16 protein-coding genes are annotated in these 19380 nt (G+C 38.8%); 3 read left to right on the plus strand and 13 right to left on the minus strand.

Going from position 1 to position 19380, the window contains the following annotated elements:
• Positions 1-7: 7 nt before the first annotated feature.
• From JIN86_RS18635 to JIN86_RS18645, 3 genes are all read right to left on the minus strand, one after another.
• Positions 8-1792 carry an acyl-CoA dehydrogenase family protein gene (locus JIN86_RS18635; RefSeq protein ID WP_202342570.1) on the minus strand — a complete coding sequence of 595 codons (1785 nt, stop codon included), beginning with the start codon at positions 1790-1792 and terminating at the stop codon, positions 8-10.
• Between the two features lie 126 nt (positions 1793-1918).
• Positions 1919-3091, minus strand: a complete 1173-nt coding sequence (locus tag JIN86_RS18640; protein WP_202342571.1) for an acetyl-CoA C-acetyltransferase — start codon at positions 3089-3091, stop codon at positions 1919-1921.
• Positions 3092-3140: 49 nt separating this feature from the next.
• A complete protein-coding gene (locus tag JIN86_RS18645) occupies positions 3141-5525 on the minus strand; it encodes a 3-hydroxyacyl-CoA dehydrogenase/enoyl-CoA hydratase family protein (protein WP_009371998.1) in 2385 nt (794 codons plus the stop codon).
• Positions 5526-5878: 353 nt separating this feature from the next.
• On the opposite strand from JIN86_RS18645, the gene JIN86_RS18650 reads away from it, so the two are divergent.
• Both JIN86_RS18650 and JIN86_RS18655 read left to right on the plus strand, forming a co-directional pair.
• Complete coding sequence (locus JIN86_RS18650; protein WP_081456917.1) at positions 5879-6223, plus strand: thioredoxin family protein; 345 nt, start codon at positions 5879-5881, stop codon at positions 6221-6223.
• A 56-nt stretch (positions 6224-6279) separates the two neighbouring features.
• Positions 6280-6783 carry a C39 family peptidase gene (locus JIN86_RS18655; protein WP_009373110.1) on the plus strand — a complete coding sequence of 168 codons (504 nt, stop codon included), beginning with the start codon at positions 6280-6282 and terminating at the stop codon, positions 6781-6783.
• A gap of 89 nt (positions 6784-6872) precedes the next feature.
• Here JIN86_RS18655 and JIN86_RS18660 read toward each other — a convergent pair whose 3' ends face one another.
• The 9 genes from JIN86_RS18660 to JIN86_RS18700 form a co-directional block, all read right to left on the minus strand.
• On the minus strand, positions 6873-7760 hold the full coding sequence (locus tag JIN86_RS18660; RefSeq protein WP_004228212.1) for a 5'-3' exonuclease: 888 nt from the start codon (positions 7758-7760) through the stop codon (positions 6873-6875).
• Between the two features lie 115 nt (positions 7761-7875).
• Positions 7876-8862, minus strand: a complete 987-nt coding sequence (locus JIN86_RS18665) for an agmatinase family protein (RefSeq protein ID WP_004228205.1) — start codon at positions 8860-8862, stop codon at positions 7876-7878.
• 456 nt (positions 8863-9318) lie between these two features.
• Positions 9319-10311 (minus strand): polysaccharide deacetylase family protein, encoded by a 993-nt coding sequence (locus JIN86_RS18670; protein ID WP_004228203.1) that lies wholly within the window; start codon positions 10309-10311, stop codon positions 9319-9321.
• Between the two features lie 4 nt (positions 10312-10315).
• Positions 10316-11062, minus strand: a complete 747-nt coding sequence (locus JIN86_RS18675) for a hypothetical protein (RefSeq protein WP_237497356.1) — start codon at positions 11060-11062, stop codon at positions 10316-10318.
• On the minus strand, positions 11043-12716 hold the full coding sequence (locus JIN86_RS18680; protein WP_202342572.1) for a GNAT family N-acetyltransferase: 1674 nt from the start codon (positions 12714-12716) through the stop codon (positions 11043-11045). The genes JIN86_RS18675 and JIN86_RS18680 overlap by 20 nt, the downstream gene beginning before the upstream one ends.
• Position 12717: 1 nt before the next feature.
• On the minus strand, positions 12718-13848 hold the full coding sequence (locus JIN86_RS18685) for a glycosyltransferase family 4 protein (RefSeq protein ID WP_004228198.1): 1131 nt from the start codon (positions 13846-13848) through the stop codon (positions 12718-12720).
• Between the two features lie 10 nt (positions 13849-13858).
• Positions 13859-14494, minus strand: coding sequence for a sugar transferase (locus JIN86_RS18690; RefSeq protein WP_004228197.1), 636 nt, complete (start codon positions 14492-14494; stop codon positions 13859-13861).
• Between the two features lie 141 nt (positions 14495-14635).
• Positions 14636-15085, minus strand: coding sequence for an SACOL1771 family peroxiredoxin (locus tag JIN86_RS18695; protein WP_009373118.1), 450 nt, complete (start codon positions 15083-15085; stop codon positions 14636-14638).
• A gap of 68 nt (positions 15086-15153) precedes the next feature.
• Positions 15154-16755 carry a Na/Pi cotransporter family protein gene (locus JIN86_RS18700; protein WP_232735608.1) on the minus strand — a complete coding sequence of 534 codons (1602 nt, stop codon included), beginning with the start codon at positions 16753-16755 and terminating at the stop codon, positions 15154-15156.
• A 224-nt stretch (positions 16756-16979) separates the two neighbouring features.
• On the opposite strand from JIN86_RS18700, the gene JIN86_RS18705 reads away from it, so the two are divergent.
• A complete protein-coding gene (locus tag JIN86_RS18705; RefSeq protein ID WP_202342573.1) occupies positions 16980-17597 on the plus strand; it encodes a 3-ketosteroid-delta-1-dehydrogenase in 618 nt (205 codons plus the stop codon).
• A gap of 39 nt (positions 17598-17636) precedes the next feature.
• Here JIN86_RS18705 and JIN86_RS18710 read toward each other — a convergent pair whose 3' ends face one another.
• Positions 17637-19250, minus strand: coding sequence for a GNAT family N-acetyltransferase (locus JIN86_RS18710; protein ID WP_009373119.1), 1614 nt, complete (start codon positions 19248-19250; stop codon positions 17637-17639).
• Positions 19251-19380: the final 130 nt, after the last annotated feature.

Raw genomic sequence — 19380 nt, forward strand, 5'->3', positions numbered from 1 at the left:
ATTTGCACTAAACAATATATTTTTCAGCATCAATTAATTTAACGGAAGCCTCACGCTTCTTCACAATTAGATTGTATGGATTATTACGCGTTAGCTTACGCAGTGCAGATAATGTCATACGGGCAGCATCGCCATCTGCTGATGCAAGAATTGTGTCTTTTGCTTCCTTTTCGATTTCTGCGAATGCTTCTTGGCAGAAAATTTGTGTGTATAGCAATTTTTGATGTGCTTTTTCAACACCGTCACGAGCAATTGCCTTCTCTGTACGTAAGACAGCTGATTCCATTGCAAATAATTGGTTAGCTATATTCGCAATGTTTACCAATACTTCTTGCTCTTGATCAAGCTTTGCACCAAAGCGTTGGGCTGCTAAGCCTGCAGCTAAGACAGCAATTTTCTTGGCATTTTTCACTAAATATTTTTCTTGTGCTAACGGCTCTGTACCGATTTCCTCTGGCATTAGCATAAGCAGCTCTTGCTGTAAATTTTGAGCCACTTGTAATAATGGCAGCTCACCTTTTAGCGCCTTTTTCATAAATGTACCAGGTACAATCATGCGGTTAATTTCGTTTGTACCTTCAAAAATTCGATTAATACGAGAATCACGGTAAATACGCTCTACCTCATACTCAGCCATAAAGCCATAACCGCCATGAAGTTGGACAGCTTCATCAGCAATATAGTCTAATGTTTCTGAACCGAATACTTTGGCAATAGAGCATTCAATCGCATATTCGGCGATCGCACCTGCAATTACTTTTCCTTGCTTTTGCTCTTCCAGGCTTAACTGGCTTAAGCGATCCTCAAATAGTCCAACAGTACGATAGTTTAATGATTCAGAAGCATACAATTGAGAAGCCATTGTTGATAATTTTTCTTTTGTCAGATTGAAATCAGAAAGCTTTGTCTTAAACTGCTGTCGTTGGTTTGTATACTGAATAGCTAACTCCAATGCACGCTTCGATCCGCCAATTGTGCCCACGCCTAGTTTATAACGACCAATGTTTAAAATATTGAACGCAATGATATGCCCACGACCAATTTCGCCTAATAGATTTTCTACAGGTACTTCCGCATCTTCCAATACTAATGTACGAGTTGATGATGATTTAATCCCCATTTTCTTTTCTTCAGGACCAACTGAAACACCATTGTAGGTACGTTCTACGATAAAGGCAGAGAATTTATCGCCATCAATTTTTGCGTAGACCACAAATACATCAGCAAAGCCTGCATTCGTAATCCACTGTTTTTCACCATTTAAAATATAATGTGTGCCAGCTTCATTTAATTTTGCAGTCGTTTTTGCACCTAGAGCATCTGAACCTGAACCTGGCTCTGTTAATGCATAGGCAGCGATTAATTCACCTGAAGCAAGCTTAGGTAAATATTTTTTCTTTTGATCTTCATTACCGAATAGAACAATTGGTAATGACCCAATACCAACATGAGCACCATGTGTGATAGAGAAACCACCTGCAACAGACATTTTTTCAGCGATTAAAGCGGAAGAAACCTTGTCTAATCCAAGCCCTTCGTATTCTTCAGGCACATCTGCTCCAAGTAAACCTAATTCGCCTGCACTTTTTAGGAGACGCACTGAATGTTCAAATTCATGGTGCTCTAAATTTTCCACTACTGGTAAAACTTCATTTGTAACGTATTCCTCTGTTGTTTTAGCAATCATTTTATGCTCGTCAGTGAAATCTTCCGGTGTAAATACACGATCTAATTCCACATCTTCAATAAGAAATCCGCCGCCTTTAATGAAATCAGTTGTTTTTTCAGTCATGATTAATTCCTCCCAATATATCTTTTTGTTAGTTGATTCCCCTAATGATCATGTATAGAAAAGCTTGACGTATACAATGTTCGGAGGCAACCGTAAACAGTACACCTCAAGCTGATCTAGCAAAAATTATAGAATTTCCAATACACCAGCAGCACCCATGCCGCCACCAATACACATTGTCACTACGCCATATTTCTTCCCTTGACGCTTCAATTCATGAATTAGCTTTAATGTTAAAATAGCTCCCGTTGCGCCTAGTGGATGCCCTAATGCAATCGCTCCACCATTGACATTGACTTTCTCTTGGTCGATACCTAAATGACGTACTACCTGTAATGACTGTGAAGCAAATGCTTCATTGATTTCCCATAAATCAATATCTTCGATGGATAAACCTGCAATTTCCAACGCTTTTGGCACTGCCACGATAGGCCCGATACCCATTACTTCAGGAGGTACACCGCCAACTGCAAAGCCTAGGAATTTTGCCATTGGTGTCAGTCCATGCTTGTCAGCTTCTTCACGATCCATTACTAGTACAGCTGCTGCACCATCGGAAGTTTGAGAGGCATTACCCGCCGTTACACTGCCTTTTACGTGGAAAGCTGGACGCAATTTTGCCAAACCTTCAACTGATGTACCTGGACGTACACCTTCATCCATACTAAATGTGAATTTTTTCACCTGTGGTTTATTGTTATCGTCTACGTAATGCTGTTCCACTTCGATTGGTACAATTTCATCATTGAATTTACCTTCTTTAATTGCCTTTTCAGCAAGCTCGTGCGAGCGAACAGCAAAAGCATCTTGATCTTCACGACTAACATTATATTGACGAGCTACTTCCTCAGCTGTATGCCCCATGCCCATATAATATTGTGGAGCCGTTTCTGCTAAAGTCGGATTTAAACGTGGTGTATTCCCTACCATCGGCACCATACTCATAGATTCTACACCACCAGCAAGAATTGCCTTTGAGTGTCCTAACATAATTCGCTCTGCTGCATAGGCAATTGCCTGTAAACCTGATGAGCAAAATCTGTTAATTGTCAGAGCAGGGGTTGTATCTGGTAATCCAGCAAGTGCCCCAATACTACGTGCTACATTCATTCCTTGCTCTGCTTCAGGCATTGCACAGCCTAAAATTAAATCATCAATTGGCCCTTCATAGCCTGCTCTTTTCAATGTTTCCTTGACTACAACAGCACCAAAATCATCTGGTCTTACTGTTGCTAAAGAACCTTTTTTTGCTTTTCCAATTGGAGTTCGTGCTCCTGCTACAATAACGGCTTCACGCATCGTATTAATCCCCCTTTGTTTCATGTGCAAGATTGATCTATTTCGTCAATTAGTTACGAAGTGGTTTACCTTTTAACAGCATGTGTTGCATTCTTTGCTGTGATAGCGGATCAGCAACAAGACTAAGGAATGCCTCACGCTCTAAGTTCAATAAATATTGCTCATCGACTAATGTGCCGTACGGAACTTTTCCACCTGCAATAACATAAGCTAATTTTTTAGCAATTTTTAAATCATGTTCGCTAATAAAGCCTGACTCAAACATCCCTTGCGCACCGATGAGTAATGTACCATAGCCTGATGCACCGACCACTGGCACTTTAGTTGGTACAGGTGGTTGATAGCCCGCTTCGTAAAGTGCTAAGGCCGCCTGCTTCGCATCATACAATTGATGATCTGGATTAACTGAAATACCATCCGCAAAGTTTAGGAAATTATTTTCACGTGCTTCCTCACCAGATGTTGAAACCTTCGCCATCGCAATTGTTTCAAATACTTTATTAGCAATATGTTGATAGTCTACCTCTACGCCGTTTGGTAAGCCCTTGAGGAATTTTTGATAGAGCGCTTTATTTCCGCCACCACCTGGGATTAATCCAACCCCTACTTCCACTAAGCCCATATATGTTTCCATTGTTGCTTGAATATGTGCTGCTGGTAAGCAAACCTCTGCTCCCCCGCCTAATGTCATGGCAAACGGTGCTGCTACAACAGGCTTACGTGAATATTTAATTTTCTGCATAGCATCTTGGAATGCCTTAATGACGAAATCTAGCTCAAATATATTATCATCCTGTGCTTCTACTAAAATCATTCCTAGATTAGCCCCAACACAGAAGTTTTTCCCCTGATTACCGATGACTAAGCCCTTATAGTTAGCCTCTACTTCATCTACCGCAAAGTTAATCATTTGGATAATATCCAAACCGATTGCATTGGATTGCGAATGGAACTCAAGTAATGCAATTCCATCCCCTAAATCTATTAAACTAGCACCTGTGTTTGATTTAATCACACCATGCTTTTTCTTATAACGTTTTAAATTAATCTCTTTTTCATTGACTGGCACTTTCACATATTGTGAACCATTATAGTAAGCTAAATCTCCGTCTAATTCTGTATAGAATGTCTCCACGCCATTTGCTAACATCTCTTTGACAAATGCAGGTACCTCTCGGCCCTCAGCCTCCATTTTCGCCACAGAATCTTTTACGCCTATAGCATCCCATATCTCAAATGGCCCTTGTTGCCAGCCGAAGCCCCATTTCATCGCGTTATCAATGGCTACGATATCATCTGCAATCTCCCCATGTAGCTGTGCAGAATAAAGGAGCGTTGGTGCAAAAATCCCCCATAATAGCTCGCCTGTACGATCCTTTGCATAGGTTAACGCCTTCACTTTATTGGCCAATCCACGAGTTTGTTTTGCCATTTCAATAGAAGGTGTTTTTAATTTTTTGGCTGGACTATACGTTAAGGTTGCTGGATCAATCTCATGTATCTCTTTTCCTTGTTTTAAGAAGAAACCTTGACCCGATTTTGCACCTAACCAACCGTTCGTGACCATTTTTTGTAAAAATTCAGGTACTGCAAATACTTGCTGCTCCTCACCTGTTGTTTGATCGTAAACATTTTTCGCTACATGAATGAATGTGTCTAAACCAACTACATCTAGCGTACGGAAAGTTGCAGACTTTGGACGGCCGATAAGCGGACCTGTTACAGAGTCTACCTCACCAACAGAGTAACCACCTTTTAACATTTCCTGTAAAGTGATAAGTAGACCATATGTTCCGATGCGGTTGGCAATAAAGTTTGGTGTATCTTTTGCAAGTACAACTCCTTTACCAAGCACATCTTCCCCAAACGTTTTCATGAAGCTAACTACTTCAGGAGCAGTTGTATTGGCAGGAACCACTTCTAATAATTTTAAATAGCGAGGTGGGTTGAAAAAGTGTGTGCCAAGAAAATGCTTTTGAAAATCAGCTGAACGTCCCTCTGCCATTGCATTAATGCTAATACCAGATGTATTTGAACTAATGATTGTTCCTGGTGAACGAACTGCGTCAATTTTTTCGTACAGACTTTGTTTAATTGATAAGTTTTCTACAACAACTTCAATAATCCAATCTACATCTTTTAGTTTCCCTAAATCATCCTCAAAGTTGCCAACTGATAGTAGTGATAAATTTTTCTTAGAAGTAAGTGGTGCTGGCTTTTGCTTTAATAACTTTTGCAAAGCTCCGTTTACAATACGATTTCTAACAGCTGGATGCTCTAAAGAAAGGCCCTTTACTTCTTCCTCTTGCGTTAGTTCCTTTGGTGCAATATCCAATAGTAATGTTGGTATACCGATATTTGCTAAATGTGCTGCAATTCCAGAGCCCATCACCCCAGAACCTAGAACAGCTGCTTTTTTAATGTTGTAAGTCACAAGCAATTCCCCCTTATTCTCCCATTGAATGAATAGCCATTCATTTTTTGGCCAAAAAAATATCAAGTGTACCTTAGTAAATTTTTTGTCCTTTTGTTGAAAGAGATTCCCTCCACTCAACCAAGCACGACTAAGGTTTATCTTCGTTCCAAAATGACACTTCTCAATGAATGAAGATAAAACTACTTTTCTGTTTTTAGTGTAGATTATTTTGTCTAATTTAGCAATCTTTTTTCAACAATTATTTTTGCAGTATACATCTTTTTTTGTTTTTAACGAGCTAAAAAAGGACAAGAGGTAGCGATCGAAACGGCCAAACAGAAAACTTTCAGATTGCGAGAAAAATGTGTAGAATGGAAAGCAAGGAGAGTGAATACTTAATGAAAACTATTACTACTACAGAACAATTTAACGAATTAATCGCTGGCGACCAAAAAGTTTTAGTGAAATTTTATGCTGGCTGGTGTCCTGATTGCACACGTATGAATATGTTCATCGATCCAATCATTGAAGAGTACAACCAATATGACTGGTATGAGCTAAACCGTGACGAGCTTCCAGAAATTGCTGATAAGTACGATGTTATGGGAATTCCAAGCCTATTGATTTTCCAAAATGGTGAAAAACTTGCACATTTACATAGTGCCAATGCAAAAACACCTCAGCAAGTAACAGAATTTTTATCTGCTCAACAATAATGGCGAGAGAGCTGCATTTCTTCTTGAAATGCAGCTCTTTTTGAAAGGAGTTTATTATGCGTCAACAATTGGCACTACGAGGGGCTTCACAATATGGGATTTCCATTGCACCAAGCTATCGCAATTCTGCCTGTGGACCTACTACGATTCATGTCATCTTAAATTTTTTAAATGAGTCAACTCCTTCCATTAATGAGCTTTATAAACTGCTTGGTGGTACAAAAATAGGCTTATTCAAATGGAGACTGATACACAATCTTCGTCAACTGCTTCCAAAGTGGGATATTCGAACTTGTTCATTAAAGGAAGCTCTACAGGAAATTGATGCAGGTCGACCAGTTGCTATGCGTTTTGATCGCTACTTTAGCCTTCAGTGGCGAGATACAAGATCAGCCTTTGCTTATCATTGGGTACCGCTTATTGGCTATGAGATAAAAAATGATGAGCTATGGCTAATATTCCATGATAATGGTGGTCCACAACGTGATAGCCAAATTCGTCAGGCTCTCTATAAAGACAACGACAAGGTTTTATCCTTCGTAAAAATGGTTCCTTACTAGAGCAAATATCGATTAGCCTTCTATTTGTTTTCTATTCTTTTCCTTACAATAAAAAAGCAGAGCATATGACTATACTCTGCGATGATTGATTAAATAAGCGAATACAAAGAACGGGCATGCTTGGCAATTAGCGTGTAGCCACGCTCTTCTATTGCTTTAAAAATATGTGGTTCGTAAGTTGGTAACACAAGGCTTGTAAAATCAGCGTCAATTGGTACATTGGTTTGAATCGTTGCAAGCTCATGTGATAGCTGCAACATATCTAAATTATCTTGAATTTTTGTTCTTTGACCTGGCTTTAATTCACCGAGAGATGCCAGGATTTTGTCTATTGAGCCATATGTTTGAATAAGCGTTAATGCTTGTTTAGGACCAATCCCTTTCACACCGGGGTAGCCATCACTTGAATCACCCATAAAGGCTTTCACCTGTGCAAACTGTGATGGTTCAATACAATATTCTTCTTTAAAGCGAGCGTGTGTATAAATATCATATTCTGTATAGCCCTTTTTCATAAACGCAATTTCTGTAGATGGTCTTAAAAGCTGAAGTAAATCCTTATCACCACTAATGACCGTAATATCTGCCTCGTCCTGCCATTTCGTTATCATGGAGCCAATTAAATCATCTGCCTCCATGCCCTTCACGCCGAAATTTTGCCAGCCCATTTGCTGCGATAAATTTTTCGCCATATCAAATTGTGGTAGCATTTCCTCTGGAGGTGCTGGGCGATTCGCTTTATAGCCATCAAATAAATCATTGCGGAATGTGTGTGCGCCCATATCCCAGCAAACAGCCATATGTGTTGGCTTCATAATAGTTTGTGCTGTTAGAACATGTCGCACAAACCCTTGGGCTCCATTCGTTGGTGTTCCATCTGCCAAGCGAATAAAATGCCCCATGGCAGCCGAAGCGAAAAAAGAACGGAATAACAGTGCCATACCGTCGACAATCAATAATCTTGGTTTTGTTGTCATCATAAATTTCCTCTCTATTACAATACAAAGTTTGTATTTATTTATTGTTTTCTACTTAAACATTATAGCAAACTTTTAAAAATCAGCATTGTTAATACTCGGAAATACACTTGCTTTACAACATAACCTTTCCCTTTTTCGAGATACGATTGCGATGATCTAGCTGAATGCCTGTTAACCATTGTAAAAATGCGGTTACACCGATTTTAACAGTTTCTGGACGTAGTATACCTTCTTTAGGATCAGCATAAACAAAATCAATATGACGCACACCTTCATTTTCACCAATAAGCTTGAGGATATCAAATAACTCATAAGCCGTTAAACCACCAGGTGAAGCTGCAGGAACATCACAGGCAAATACAATATCAAGTGCATCTAAATCCACTGATACATAAATGCGATCTACTTCATACATAAGCTGACGCAGCATTTCACGTATTGTGAGTTGAATACCATCACGTCGCATTTGCTTTAACGTAATCATATGGATGCCTTGTTCTTTAGCATAATGAATCATTTCGGGTGAATTGAAGAAGCCATGCAAACCGACATTATAGACATGTCTCCCCTCCACAACCCCTGCTGCAATTAACTGATGAATTGGAGAATCTTGCGCTAAACCAATTTCCTCTTGGTTCCTTGCATCTAAATGCGTATCAATCTGAATGATGCCAATGCGATCTTGTGGGAAGGCATTTTTTATACCTTTTATGGAGTGTGCGGTAATAGTATGATCTCCCCCTATCAAACAAGTAAAACTTCTTTGAAAGGCTATACTTAAATTTTCCGCAGCAGCCTCGATGGCAGATTCCGAAAGCATTCTATCATTTTCTAGAATCGCTACATCCCCGATATCCACAACTGAAAGGGCACGTAAATTCACCTGCTCATCTAAATTATACGATTGAAAACCTGGCCAAGCCTTACGAAAGGCTGTTGGGTATTGCGCTTTTGATGACGCACCATTGGCATATGATAAAAGAGCGCCATATACGACAATATCCACCTCATTCGGATTCGGATTTGTTTGTTGCTTTATCCACTGATGCATAGCTGATCCATTTTCCTGCTTCCATTGGCATTCTGACTGTGTAAACATATTCATCTACCACCTTCTTCTCTTTTCCTTCAAGTTCAATTGACCTAAATCAATTGGTGCTCCCCTGTAAATGTCCTAACATATTTTCTTTATAGTAATAGTACCATTCGTACAATGATTTTCGTCAAAGTTTTTCTTTTTTCCTCTTTTATTGAAAATATTCTTTTGATCAAATAAAAAAAGCAAACTTGAAATCAGTTTGCTCAGAAATTGCATGTTTCTTTTGTTAGGAGATTGTTGCTTTTCTCAACTTTTTGAGTGTTGTTCACCGACCTTGAGCGCTTTGACACTTTTAATGAGCGGGTACCACTCTTTTGTGATCACTTTGAGACTCTTTATGAGTGGCTTTCTCTCTTGTGCGAGTACTGTCAATACTCTTCAGAGAGCGAACCTCTTTTTTACCAACTCTTCGTCCAGAAATCTCTCTTACTCAAGCAGAGAACTCTTCCATTTCGTCTACTTCTGCTGTTTCGAAAGGCTATCGCAAAGTTCCGCTACCTCATACATGGAATAGCTTTGAAAATTATATTGACTACGCAGTTCTTGATGATAACTTAATAGTTCTTCTAGCATCGCCAAATTCTTATCAATATGCTTGCCAAAATTATGAGGATGCCACCATAAATGATAAAAGGCTTGTGCCTGTGCAGCCTTGAGCATGCCTTCCTTTATTCGCTTTACTTTTAAATTTTCGAATATACGCAATGGACTACAGTATGGTCTTAAAAAAGCACTTGATCGAATATTAATCAGTTGCTCCTCTTGCATTTCTTCCAGGGTGGCTATATGATGACCAGTTATATTCCAATAGCTATCTAACCACTTCTTAGCACCTAAAAGTCTTCCCTTTTTCGTAAACTTTTGCGCGTCATATAGCATATGATTTTCTGTGCCTCTATAACAAACATACCCCGCTTCTAAACATGCTGTAAAATAGTCTTTGTTTACTTGATTACGAGGAAAGACAATGGATTTCATGGGCGCAGTATAACCGTCACTAATTGTTTTGGTTGCATGTAAATCTGCACAAAAGGCAGCTTCTGTTTGGCCCTTCTCCAAGCAATAAAAATGAGAAAAGGTATGACTTCCTATTTCCTGATGTGGTGTACGTTTAATTTCCTCTATTAAGGATTTACCAAAATGCAGTAGATCTTCTTGTTCATTTTCGCCAACTTTTGCTAGCTGTGTATGTGCTGCAAAGCGCATATTTTCATATTTCACAGGGATACCTCGCAAATAATGAGCCATTTCTGCCTTTGATTCAGCAAACAATAATCCAACTGTAGCCCAAGTTGCATGGATGTCATATTGCTCAAATAACGCTAGTATCCTGGGCAAGGCTTTACGTACACCATATAGGTTTTTATTGTATTGGCCATAACGAAATACGTCATGGACACCCCAATTCAGCTCAAAATCTAATGAAATAACGAGACCCCCACCATTCATGTTGCTACTTCCTCCATTTTTGCACACCTAGTAGTAGTGCACGTATTTTTGATTGGATAATGTAGCCTGAGTAAACATGAACAACCTGGCCACCAAAGCTTAATTTAAAGGCTCGTACATTTCGATTGTCCGTTAATTCTCCCATATCATATAAGACAAAACCTTGCTCCTTTAGGTGTAGCAGATTATGCCAAATTAAAAACCGATTTGCATAACGGAAAGGACGTTTTAATTGTGCAGGCAATGCCGTTCCATGACATGTTGCCTCGAAATAAGACATCGCTTTTTTCTCATGCACAATATCTAATCGATAACATAATGTCTGTCCACAAAAACTCTGGATCTCTGATAATAATAATGCACCCTGTTCATTGAGGAGCAGAATCGTTTCCATTTGCGACTTGCTGATTGCTTCAATTTTTTTTCTTTTGGCAAATTGATTGTAAAATTGCTGAAAGGATTTCAAATTTTCTATGGATGGCTCTTTATACAAAATGACTTGATAGGATTCTTTTTGGGCACGTCGTAAGATTTTACGATTCCCTTCAGACAGTGCTAAATACAATGAAAGCTCATGCTCTTGCAAAGAAATGTGAATCGTTTCGCTTTTTACAAGCTTCCGACTTGGTACTAATGAATGCGTATAGCCTACAACTTTCATAGACTTTCGAAAATTGGCTGGCTTTTCAAGAAAATAAAAATGCTGCATTGCGATATTCCATCGCTTACTTTTAATGGACAGAATGTACATCGCCCCCACTCTCTGTATATTTTTCTACACGGTGTCGCTCAAAACGAGCAATTTTATAATGTTTCATTCGAGAAATAGGTTTATAGCCTAGCTGTACTAAGCGCTTGCGCTTGCGCCATTGCCAAAATCTTACCGTTATCCACAATGTTTGTGCTGGTTTTATTTTCCGTAAAAAAGCTGTAATAATATCGATTTGTTTGAAAACATCATAGGCTAAAAAATAGGTTTGTTTCGGTAAGGCTTCTACAATTTGCATTGAATCTACTCGCCAGTTTGTGGCATGTAATGCAAACGCCAGCTTATTCGTTTCCGCAAAGGAGTCTTTATAAATCGTATAGCCCTTATAAAGGAGGGCCATGACTTCTTCCTGATCAAGTTGCATCGCTTCCTGAATCGACATCTCTTCAAATAAGTTTCCGACAGGTTGCTGCGGTGATACGTCCTCTGATGGGGATAATTCATACAGCTCCACTTGTTTCAAACGAATAAATTTTTCTACGAATTGTTGTCCATATTCTAGCCAATCTTTTACCTTTCCATACTTTACTAAGTATCGTAAATAGCCCAGTGTGTTACGCTTCCAATCTACGACTCGTTGGTTCCCTTTCATAAATTCTTTGAGCCTTTGCTTTAACAATAAAAAACCTGCCAGTAGATTTGTACGTTTCGTACCGCTGCTAGCAAGCATCTGTCTTGTAAAATCAATGTCTGAGCGCCAGTCAAATTTATAAGACTCATAGCCTATGCTCATATCATATAAGCGATAGTTAGCAGTAAACGTTCGCTGGATGGCTTCCTGAGTGACTATCCGACCAGCACCAAATAAATTAAATGTTGGCTCATGTGCAAGAGCATATGTTACATAGCGGCCACGACAGCATATTCCATAGGTAAAAGCAATCCACTGGTTTTCAAAGACAAGTGCATCGACCTCTACCTGTAACGCCTCACCTTTAAGCATCGTTAAACGCTCAAAAAAATCTCTTTTCTTGCCTTTTGTAAAGCCACTTGTATCTAGTTTTTTTGCCCAACGTCGATTAAATAACCGAAACATTTGCCAAAGCTCATCCTGTGAAGCCTCTCGTCTTTCTAAGGAGCCTAAATTTCTTAGTTTTCGTTCTCGTCGATCAACGCCATGCATTTTTCGACGTTGATTGAAATGGCGATGAAAATCAATTTCTGAAAAAGCAAGATAGGGTGTCACAACTCGGAACAGGCTTGTACGTAATTGTCTTTCTACAAAGTATTGCTCTAAGATCTTAGTAGACACCTTACTTTCTAATAACCCATGCAAGGAAAAAAGAATATGCCGATGCTTTTTGATTAGCTCATCAAATACAAAGGTTGTAACTTGCTGTAACCATTCCTTTTTAGCCACAACCCCTGTATAATTGGCGATGTTTTCTCCTGCAAAAGCATACACCCTTATCCCCCAACGAATAGACACTGTAAAAGGAAAAAAGGCCCTAATCGTCCCCTCATGTTCAATGGCGTAAAGCTCTACACGCTCTTTCCGTCCTACAATTTGCCACCAATTATAAAACCACGCAAATTCTATAAATGGATTATCATTGTTCTCTTCTTCTAAAATGGCGTCCCAAATTTCCTTGTACCACATAAGCTCATCATCAGTTCTAATGCGAATTAATTGCAATTTAATCCCCTTTCTTCACTAGTTCTGAAATAGCCTGTTGATAAACCATTAATGTTTTTTGATACATGGGGGTGAAGGTGAAGTACTGTAAATAACGCTGCTCACTGGCCGCCCCCATTTCCCCTCTTAAAGGAGCATCCATTAATAATTGATGCAGCCTCTTCTTCAATAATTCATTATTCTCTCGCTCCACTAAAAACCCATTGTCATGATCAATAATAAGCTCTTTCACACCACCTACATTTGTTGCAATAATAGGAAGTCCTACCCGCATCGCTTCAATAATCGAAATCGGCAAGCCTTCCCAATCTGATAACAGAACAAATAGATGGCATTTCTCAAGATAAGAATGAACGTCTAATTGATTACCTAAAAATGTTACACGATTTGATAAACCATTCTGTTCAACAAGATGTTCTAAAGCTGGACGCAGAGAACCATCCCCAATCAATTGAAGATGCCAAGGGATATCTGTCAGTTCTGCTAAAGTCTTTAACAAGACATCTTGTCTTTTAGGCACTTCAAAACGAGCAACCATGACAATGACTGGCTGCTCCATGCATATCTTTTCAGTTGTCTCATTTCTCTCTATTGGGTCAATGCCGTTGTGAATAGTCAGCAATTTATGAGCAGGAGCGACCTTTTTCAGTAGTGCTAGTTCCCGATCATATTCAGACACCGTAATAATTTTTGTCGTAAATGGCTGAATGGATCTTTCCATCCGTTGATAGAACAGCTTTTTCTTGTAAGGAACGCCTTCTGTAAAGCTCCAGCTATGTGCCGTAAAAATAGTTGGAATTTGTAACAACCTACCCACTACGCGTCCAATCACACCAGCCTTAGAGGAGTGGGTGGCTATAACGTCTGGTTGTAGATGTTTGAAAACGGCTCTTAATTGCCAAAATGCTTGAAAATCTTTTGCCAGATGAATAGCCCGTTGAAGAGCAGATATACTAATAACTGGAATTTCATGTTCTTGTAAGTGCCACAGTGATGGTTGATAGGAGCCCGTCACTACTGTGATATCATGCCCATCCTGTTTTAAGTGGATAGCAAGTGCCTCCACATGTTTTTGCGCACCTCCAACTTTATCCATTCGTGTAATAAGCTGAACGATCTTCAGTATGGCCACTCCTTATGTTTTAATAAGCACCTGTGCGTGTAGCTACAACATAAATTGTCTTCAACAAAATTTGGACATCCAACCAAAAGGAATAATGATCAACGTATTCAATGTCATATGATATTTTTTGACCATGTGAAATATTCGACCTACCATTAATTTGAGCGAGGCCAGTTAATCCTGGCTTTACCTCCAAACGCCGAGCCTGTAAGGAATTATATGCATTCGTGATCGTTGGTACTTCAGGACGTGGACCTACAATGCTCATATCACCTTTTAACACATTTAAAAGTTGTGGAATTTCATCAATACTGAGTTTTCGAAGAATAGCGCCAACTTTTGTGATGCGTGTATCTTGCTCTGTTTTAAAATAATAATCATCCGGGATACCATCAGCACAAATAGTCGGCATATTGACTGGAACTGCCTGAATACACATTGTTCGTAGCTTCCAAATCACAAAGCGGTGATGATCGAGGCCAGTTCGGATTTGTTTAAAAAAAATGGGGCGACCTGTCGTTATGAGTAAAATGAGGAATATAGCTAGCATTAGAGGTATCGTTATAAAAAGCAAAAATAATGCCCCAATAATATCAAATATTCTTTTGCCGTACTGACCATAGAATGTGAGATTCTGAGCTGTCTGAACGTGCAATACATCATCCTTTGCATTTTTTTAGCACTTAACTCTATATATTCATTTTGAACATTTCTAGAACTCTTTTAGAAAAAGTGCTTATTTTATGAAAAAAAGAGTTATATCAGCGTTACTTGCTGAATAACTCTTGCTGTCTTATTATATGCTTGCTTCAAAAATTTGAACATCACATTCAATCACAACATTACCTTTCAATGCTTTACTGATCATACATGTTTGTTCTGCCTTGTGTGCTAAGCGTAGAAGTCTTTTTTCAAGATGTTCTGTTAGCTCTTGCACAATAATAGTCGGTTTATGCACAATTTTTTCATACGTAAAAATGCCATTTTCTACACTAACAAATCCGTGTGCCTGCATGGCTAATTCCAGCACATCGATTTCTGACCTTTCGAATAAAGCAGCTAGTGTAATTAAATAACAGGTTGCAGCTGCCCCTAAAAGCATTTCATCTGGATTTGTACCAATGCCAGGTCCATTCATTTCCCGAGGAATAGAAATTTGTGTTTGCAAATTACTAGCTTGGATATTTCCTGTACCGTTTCTTCCTTCTGACCAAGTTAAGTCCATTATAAATTTATGCTGAACCATTCTAGATCCTCCTTTATTTATGAAGCGAAGAAAGATGCCCGCTTACAAATGTAAGACGAGCATTCCTTTTATTCAACTGTTACTGTATTTTTTTCTGTCTCAATATGACGACCTTTCTTAGTCACGGTTTGGTACTCCGCAAGACGAGCCGTTGTACGCCAATAGTGATAGACAAGTCGATCAATCCACAGCAAAGTCTCCACTTTCGATACGGCTGTCTCTAACTCTACCACATTTTCAACAGTATGCTCAAAATATGCGTTTCGTTTATCACGACGCACCGCAGCCATTTCAGAGGAAGTAACCTCAAGCAAGGTAGCAATCTCAGGTAGACGTTCATCCTCATCAATGATTAATAGTACTTTTCCCAATACCTCTAACCACTTTTGGGTTAATGTCTCCTGTAATTGAAAGGCATTTGGATGTTGCTCACGTAATGCCTTTGACAAACGATATAAGTGGTCTAAAGCATGTAAAAGGGCAATATGCTTATACCGTTCTTTTTGAGAGGAAGATTGGATAGCATCCATAAATAAACGTGTTTTTTCGATTGCCTCATCTATTTGAGCCAATCTACTGTCTGTTTCAGCTGTGCGTTTTTTTCCTTGAATAAGTGAAACGAGTACAGTCGTCATTTCCTTAGTAATATCTTGCAATGTATTAAAGGATACCTCTACAGCAACCCCAGGTAGTTTGGCAACACTACTATCTAAATTACGAGTTAAATAATTTCCTTTTTCAGGTATCATTTTTTCAATGGTCTTTGCAAAAGGGCGAACAAATGGTACAAAGAGTATCGCGCCAATCACACTAAATAATGTATGGAAAACAGCAATGCCCAGTGTTTCATCAAAGCTACCATTGATGGATTTCGTGACGAACTCTGTAAGAGCAAACATAAATCTTGCACCGAATGTCACTAGTATAGCCGTGACAACATTGAACATTACATGTGTCACAGCTGTTCGTTTTGCAGCTGTTGATGCACCAATCGCAGCAAATAACGCTGTAGCTGTCGTCCCGATATTTTGACCAATGACTAAATAAGCAGCCTGTTCAAAATCAATGGCACCTGCATATAAAGCTGTTAAAGTGGCTGCTATTGCAGCACTAGAAGCCTGCATAATAACCGTCATGATAAGACCCAAAACAATTAAAATTAGTTTTCCACTAATAGAATTTGGACTAAATGCATCGAATGGAATTTTATCTTGTACCGCAGCCATTCCTCCCTGAAGAACATCAATGCCTAAAAATAATAAGCCAAAACCAGTCACTAACCCTCCAATTGCTTTGTAATCTCGCGGTGCGAGCAATTGAACAAATACACCAAGCGCAATAAAAGGCAAGGACATTGTCTGCATATTGATCTTAAAGCCGATTAATGAAATAATCCAACCAGTACTCGTACTCCCGATATTGGCGCCAATAATAACGCCAATCGATTGGACAAATGTGAGAAGTCCAGCACTGACAAAACCTATCGTAATCAAGGTCGTGGCCGTGGAGGATTGTACAAGCATTGTCATAAATGTACCAGATAATACCGAGCTAATGGTCCCACCTGTAAAACGATTGAGCCATTTTTTCAATGCATCTCCTGCCAATTCCTTTAAACCGTTTGTTAGCATCGTCATTCCAAGTAAAAATAAACCGATGCCCCCAAGCACATTGATCAACCTATCAACACTCCCTACTAAAATTGTATCTCTATTGTGAAAGACTCCTTTTTAAAGGAGTTTTATTCCCCAAACATTCTTAATAGTACCATTATTAAATTTGAGAAAATAGGGATATTTCCCTGCATTGTACAAAATCAACCATTATTTTACGAAAAACAATATGATAATTTTTATGGTAGAATAGAATAAATAATTCTTTAGGAGATTTTCAAATGATTTTAACAAAGCAAGAAGCAATACAGGCACTTAAAAAGAACAAATTCATCGGTTTTACTATTACAACTGGTAATATTATTATGAAAAAGATTAATAAAACCGAGTATAATATTTTTGTTTTCGAAGAAGGAAGAGAAAAACCATTACGCTATGTAGGCTCTATCATGAACGTGATGGCGACAATGAGCGATAAAGCTTCTAAGAAAGATTTTGTGATTGTTGAACAACTACCAGAAGGAAACAGTGCTAAAGAAACTCAATCTTCTGAACAGGAAGCAACGATAGAGGAAAAAGTAGCACCAAATGAAGAAAAGCCTTTAGTTGAAGGACAAGAAGAAAGCCGTGCGATTGCTGGCTATGAAGGCTTATATGAAATGACTGCAAGTGGTCGAATTATTACAGTAAGAGAAAACCGCCCATTGGCTCGCTGTAATGATGAATATGGCTTCCATATTGCGCGACTAACAAAGGACGGCAAAGCATCTAGCCATAATGTTTTTGAACTTTGGAAACAGACATTCCCAGAGCTGGAGCACACTCTTTTCAAAGGTGCCTTAAAAGCCAAGTATGGTACAGGCTGTATGCTAATTGATAAACCTGGTATTCATTTTTAATGAAACACCCTCAGCAAAATATGCTGAGGGTGTTGTTATTTAGATATGGTATATTTTTTGCCACTTGAAAATCTTTATTATATTAATTTTAGCTACTTTATGGAAGCCTGCCTGTATGAGCTTTCTTCGTCGGGATCTCTCATACCACGGAGCTATTGTACAGACTGCTCTCCCTTCCCGCTGCACATCTGCAACAATCTCCTCTAGTCGCAGGCTATCATATTCTTTTATAAACGACATATTGTCTGACAGCTCATAGGTATAGTTAACCGTTTCTTCCGCTACCGTTTTATCGTGTCGCTTATAGATGACATGATCGCTATCTGCAAAGAGTCGATAGCCCTTATAGAAATCTGTAACATTTGTCGCTCGATCCTTCGTTGTCATGATGTCCTTCATTGATAATTCTTGAAACCTCACATTTTTATTATTCTGTTGTTGCTCTGCAATATAAACGTCTAAAATATGAATGGCTAGCATCCGTTGGAACATTTTCGTAACCGCTCTTAGCCAATCTTTCATGCTTGCATGCTTTAGAAAATAACGTAGTTCTCCTAATCGGTCTCGCTTCAATTTTACTAGCTGATGATTATTCGTTAACAGATCTTTTAGGCGATCACGTATGACCATCCATAATCGAATACTACGCTCTTTAACTCCTTTTGTACTCATCACAAATTTCCTAGTAAAATCAATATGTGTATACCATTCAAACTTATATGGCTCATAGCCACTCCCTAAGTCATAATAACGATAGCCAGCTTGATGTGCTTTTAGCATATTTTCTTTTTCAATCAGGCGTCCTGGACCAAATAGATTAAAATCTGGCTCATGGCCCATTGCCTGACAAAAATTGCGGTCTCTACAGCATAGGTCAATTGTAAAAGCAATCCACTGTCCTTCAAATTGTAAGCTATCGACTTCTACGCGAAGCTCCTTACTGTTGGTTTTAGCTAGCTGCTCATAAAATAGACGAGTTTGCTTTTCGGTAAAGCCACTTTTATCAATTTTCTTTTGCCATCTTCTCTTGAATAATGTAAACATGTCTTGTAGATGATTGTGATTTACTTCTTGAAAGACAACATGGCCAAGTGAATTTAATTTGTTTTCACGCCGTTTAAGACTTTTGAATTTCTTGCGATGCCTCTTTAGAAATGTTTCCATAGGAATGGTTTGAAAATCAATATAAGATGTGACAGTTCGAAAAATCGAATGAGGCATCTGATATTCAATCGCATATTTTTCTAATTCTTGAGAGGTATTTTTACTTTCTAGTAATCCATGTAACACGATTAAATAACGCTTATATTTTCGTGAAAACTCCTTCAAAAGAAACGTAATGGAAGGTTCTAACCACTCCTTGTCAGCGATCACTTCCATATAGGTCGCAAAACCTTGTCCTAAAAAGCTGAAATAATGGATTGTACCAAAACGTACAGAATGCACTAACGGAAAAAAGGCAACTGCTCTACCTTGATCTTCCACTATGTAAATCTTGACATTGTCATGAATCCCGAGCGTTGTCCACCAAGTTGAAATCCATTCGTACTCAATAAAAGGGTTATTATTATACTCTTTTTCCAAAATCTCTGACCAAGTGCTCCGATAGGGCTCTAACTCTTCGATAGTCGTTATGAGTTTATAAGCTAGCAATGAACTAAATCGCTCCTTTTCACGTGATCATCGCCATACATTTAGTAGCCACTATATTCCTAGCAAGAAAGTATTAGAACATTACACCAACGTAAAAACCCTTCCTTATTAGAAAGGAAGGGCTTCGTTT

The organism is Lysinibacillus sp. HST-98, assembly GCF_016757845.1.
Lineage (GTDB): Bacteria > Bacillota > Bacilli > Bacillales_A > Planococcaceae > Lysinibacillus > Lysinibacillus capsici.

What these genes read in the sequence shown, in the direction of transcription:
- JIN86_RS18695 (WP_009373118.1), bottom strand. Translation starts at nt 15,085, where the DNA reads ATGGTTCAGCATAAATTTATAATGGACTTAACTTGGTCAGAAGGAAGA.
- JIN86_RS18655 (WP_009373110.1), top strand. Translation starts at nt 6,280, where the DNA reads ATGCGTCAACAATTGGCACTACGAGGGGCTTCACAATATGGGATTTCC.
- JIN86_RS18670 (WP_004228203.1), bottom strand. Translation starts at nt 10,311, where the DNA reads ATGAATGGTGGGGGTCTCGTTATTTCATTAGATTTTGAGCTGAATTGG.
- JIN86_RS18665 (WP_004228205.1), bottom strand. Translation starts at nt 8,862, where the DNA reads ATGTTTACACAGTCAGAATGCCAATGGAAGCAGGAAAATGGATCAGCT.
- JIN86_RS18640 (WP_202342571.1), bottom strand. Translation starts at nt 3,091, where the DNA reads ATGCGTGAAGCCGTTATTGTAGCAGGAGCACGAACTCCAATTGGAAAA.
- JIN86_RS18705 (WP_202342573.1), top strand. Translation starts at nt 16,980, where the DNA reads ATGATTTTAACAAAGCAAGAAGCAATACAGGCACTTAAAAAGAACAAA.
- JIN86_RS18675 (WP_237497356.1), bottom strand. Translation starts at nt 11,062, where the DNA reads ATGTACATTCTGTCCATTAAAAGTAAGCGATGGAATATCGCAATGCAG.
- JIN86_RS18660 (WP_004228212.1), bottom strand. Translation starts at nt 7,760, where the DNA reads ATGACAACAAAACCAAGATTATTGATTGTCGACGGTATGGCACTGTTA.
- JIN86_RS18635 (WP_202342570.1), bottom strand. Translation starts at nt 1,792, where the DNA reads ATGACTGAAAAAACAACTGATTTCATTAAAGGCGGCGGATTTCTTATT.
- JIN86_RS18650 (WP_081456917.1), top strand. Translation starts at nt 5,879, where the DNA reads ATGGAAAGCAAGGAGAGTGAATACTTAATGAAAACTATTACTACTACA.